The 3433-nt window shown below is 75.0% G+C and carries 2 protein-coding genes and 1 pseudogene; 2 read left to right on the top strand and 1 reads right to left on the bottom strand.

What is annotated here, in order from left to right; all coding sequences use genetic code 11:
* On the top strand, nucleotides 1-200 hold a 200-nt coding region (locus tag ACFDS6_RS16835), incomplete at its 5' end, for a hypothetical protein (protein ID WP_375273233.1).
* The gene (locus ACFDS6_RS16830; RefSeq protein WP_375273232.1) at nucleotides 157-1422 is read left to right on the top strand and encodes a hypothetical protein; all 1266 of its coding nucleotides are present in this window, start codon (nucleotides 157-159) and stop codon (nucleotides 1420-1422) included. The genes ACFDS6_RS16835 and ACFDS6_RS16830, both read left to right, overlap by 44 nt.
* Here the strand turns inward: ACFDS6_RS16830 and ACFDS6_RS16825 are convergent.
* Nucleotides 1364-3433: pseudogene (locus ACFDS6_RS16825) on the bottom strand (chromosome segregation protein); the annotation flags it as partial. The gene ACFDS6_RS16830 and the pseudogene ACFDS6_RS16825 overlap by 59 nt on opposite strands.

Below are 3433 nucleotides of genomic sequence, written 5' to 3'. Positions count from 1 at the left end.
TACTTCGCCGCGTCGGCGAGGATCGCCAGCTTCTGTTTGACATCGAGCTGCGCCATGCGTTCGATATATGTTCGCAGGCGCCGAATGTCGAGGCGCGCCCACCCGCCATTCTACCCCCGCTTGCCGCCCCGCACGCGCTCCGCCAAGACGGTCGCCATGCGCGACACGATCGACCGATGGGCCGCACGGCTGGGGGATGAGGCGCCCTATTGGGCGCTCGCCGTCACCTGCCTGGCCGGGCTCGCGTTCAAGCTGCACTGCGGCGCCTACTGGCTCGGGTCGGAGCAATACACCACCGGCTGCTACAGCGACGCGGTGCCGTTCTGGGGCTTGCGCGGCGTCGCGGCGGGGCAGGTGCCGTACTGGGAGGCGCGGATGGAATATCCCGTGCTGACCGGCGCGCTGATCTGGGTCGAGGGGCTGGTCGCGCGCCTGCTCGGGCTCGGGCGCCCCGACGCGGCCGATTTCCTCACCGCGGTGTGGCTCGGCAACACCGCCTTTGCCTATCTGATCCTGCACATGATGCGCCGCGCGGGCGTGGGAAGGATGCGCCAATACGCCTGGGTGCTCGCGCCGCCGTTGGTGCTCTACCTCGCGCACAATTGGGATCTGCTCGCCGCGGCGTTCGCGGTCGCCGCCGTGCTCGCCGCGCACCGCGGCGCCGACGCGCGCGCGACCGCGCTGGCGGCGCTCGGCGGCGCGGCCAAGCTGTTCCCGCTGCTGCTGCTCCCGCTGCTGGGGCTGAACGCGTTGTTCCGGCGCGGTCGCGCGGCGCCAGCCAACGTCGCCGGCGCCGCGCTGCTCGTCGCGGTCGCGCTCGCCGCCTGGGGCGCGGTCAACCTGCCCGTCGCCGCCACTGCCTTCACCAACTGGAGCGAGTTCTACGCCTTCTCGCAGGAACGCAGCGGCACCGCGGCGAGCGTGTGGGAGCTCGCCAATACCTTCGGCTGGTACCCGACCGACATTCCGACCCGGAATCGCCTCGCGCTGGTCGCCTTCGCGCTCGGCGCCGTCGCAATCGTGCTGGCGGGCTGGCGACGCCACGGCCGCCACCCGTGGGTGCTGTTCACCCCGGCGCTCGCCTGGTTCCTGCTCACCAACAAGGTGTGGTCGCCGCAGTTCGACCTGTGGCTGTGGCCGCTGCTGGTGCTGACGGGTACGCGCGCGCGCCCGCTCGCCCTGTTCCTGCTCGGCGACCTGCTCGCCTATTTCGCCGAATTCTGGCTGTTCGCGGGGCTGGAGGGCGCGTGGCCCTCGGCGACGCAGGTCGACGTCGCCACTGCCGCCGCGGTGCGCGGCATCGCGGTGCTGTGGATCATCTGGGCGGCGGTGCGTGACCCCGCGCCCGCCTGGATCGCGCGCGTCACTCCGCCGCGATCAGCCGCGACGCGCGTCCCAGATCGACCGATACCAGCCGGCTGACCCCCCGCTCGATCATCGTCACCCCGAACAGGCGGTGCATCCGGCTCATCGTCACCGCATTGTGCGTGACGACCAGGTAGCGCGTCCGCGTCTCGCGCGTCATGCGGTCGAGCAGCGCGCAGAACCGGTCGATGTTGGCGTCGTCCAATGGCGCGTCGACCTCGTCCAGCACGCAGATCGGCGCCGGATTGGTCAGGAACAACCCGAAGATCAGCGCCACCGCGGTCAACGCCTGCTCGCCCCCCGACAACAGCGTCAGCGACTGCAGCCGCTTGCCCGGCGGCTGCGCCATGATCTCCAGCCCGGCTTCCAGCGGATCGTCCGAGTCGACCAGCTCAAGGTGAGCCTGCCCCCCATTACCATCGCCGCCATCGAACAGGGTGGTGAACAGCCGCCGGAAATGCCCGTCGACCGCCTCGAACGCGGCGAGCAGCCGCTGCCGCCCCTCGCGATTGAGCGTGCCGATCGAACCGCGCAGCCGGTTCACCGCCTGACCCAGCTCGGCGCGCTCGGCGGCATTGCCCGCGCCCGCCGCTTCCAGCTCTGCCAGCTCCTGCGCGGCGACCAGGTTGACCGGCCCCATCCGCTCGCGCTCGCGCGTCAACCGCTCGAACGCGGCGGCCTCCTCGTCCGGCGCACCGGCATCGGCGGGCGCGAAGCCGAGCCGCTCGGGCAGGACCGGCGCCGGGCACTCGAACCGTTCGCCCGCGTGGCGGCCCAGCTCGACGCGTCGCGCCTCGTGGTGGTCGGCACGCGCACTCGCCCCCGCGCGCGCCTCGCGCGCGGTCGACAGCGTCTCGCCCGCGCGCCGCGCGATGCCTTCCGCGTCGCGCAAGGCGCGCTCGCCCGCCCGCTCCGCGTCGGTCGCCTGCTCGACCGCATCGCGCGCGGCGGCGTGCGTCGCCTCCGCATTCGCCACTGTTCGGGTGAGTTCGGGCAGCCGCGGCGCGATCGCCGCCTGCTCGCGCGCGACCTCGTCCTCGCGCTTCGCCATGTCGTCGATCCGCCGCGCCGCGTCGCCCGCCCGCGCGCGCCAGCTCTTGGCATCGCCCTGGGCGCCCGCCAGCCGCTCGCGCAGCACCGCCGCCTGTCGCTCGCCCGCCTGCCGCGCGGCGCGCGCACCGTCGACCGCCTCGCGTCGCGCCGCATCCTCCCCGCGCAGCGCCGCGATCGCGCGCGCGGTCGCGCTCGTGTCGGGCAGCGCGGCGACCGCCGCCTCGCCCCGCGCCACATCGCCCGCCGCCTCGTCGTGCTCGCGCGCGGCGCGCGCCGCGCGCTCGGCCGCGTCGCTGCGCTGCCCCGCGATCCGCTCCAGCATCGCCTCCGCACGCGACTGGCGCGCCTGCGCCTCGCGCGTCGCCGCCTCCGCCCGCGCGATCGCCGCGCGTGCCTCGCCCGCGTCCCGCTGCGCCGCCGCGATCGCCTCGGCGACCTCGCGCAGCGTCGCCGCGGTCTCGTCCGCCGCCGCGCACGCGGCGGGCAGCGCGGCCGCGATCGTCGCCAGCCGGTTCTGCCGTTCCAGCCGCTCCGCCGCCGCGACGCCGCCGCCGGTCGTCACCAGTCCGTCCCATCGCCGCATCGCGCCGCCGCGCGTCACCACGCGCTGCCCGACCGCGAGCGCGCGTCCGTCGTCGGCGTCGACCACGAACACCTGCGCCAGCCTTCGTGCCAGCACGTCCGGCGCGCCGACGTGCGCGGCCAGCGGCTCGCTACCCGCCGGCGTGGCGGGGTCGTCGTCGCGCACTGCCGCCCCTTGCCAATAGGCGATGGCACTCGCGTCGAGTCCGATGTCCAGATCGTCGCCCAGCGCCGCCGCCAGCGCGCGCTCGTACCCGACCGCCACGCGCACGTGATCGATTAACCGGTCGCGCCCGCCGCCGCGCTGCAACGCGCGCGTCAGCGTCGCCGCCTCCGCCTCCAGCGCCGCGCGCTCGGCGTGCGCGGCGGCGCGCGCCTGCTCGGCCGTCTCGCGCCGCTCGGTCGCCGCGCGCTCCGCCGCCTCTGCCGCCGT

The sequence above is a fragment of the Sphingomonas sp. genome, from assembly GCF_042095875.1.
Taxonomy (GTDB): Bacteria; Pseudomonadota; Alphaproteobacteria; order Sphingomonadales; family Sphingomonadaceae; genus Sphingomonas.
Note: the sequence above shows the minus strand (reverse complement) of the source record. Positions and strands in the feature narration are given on the sequence as shown.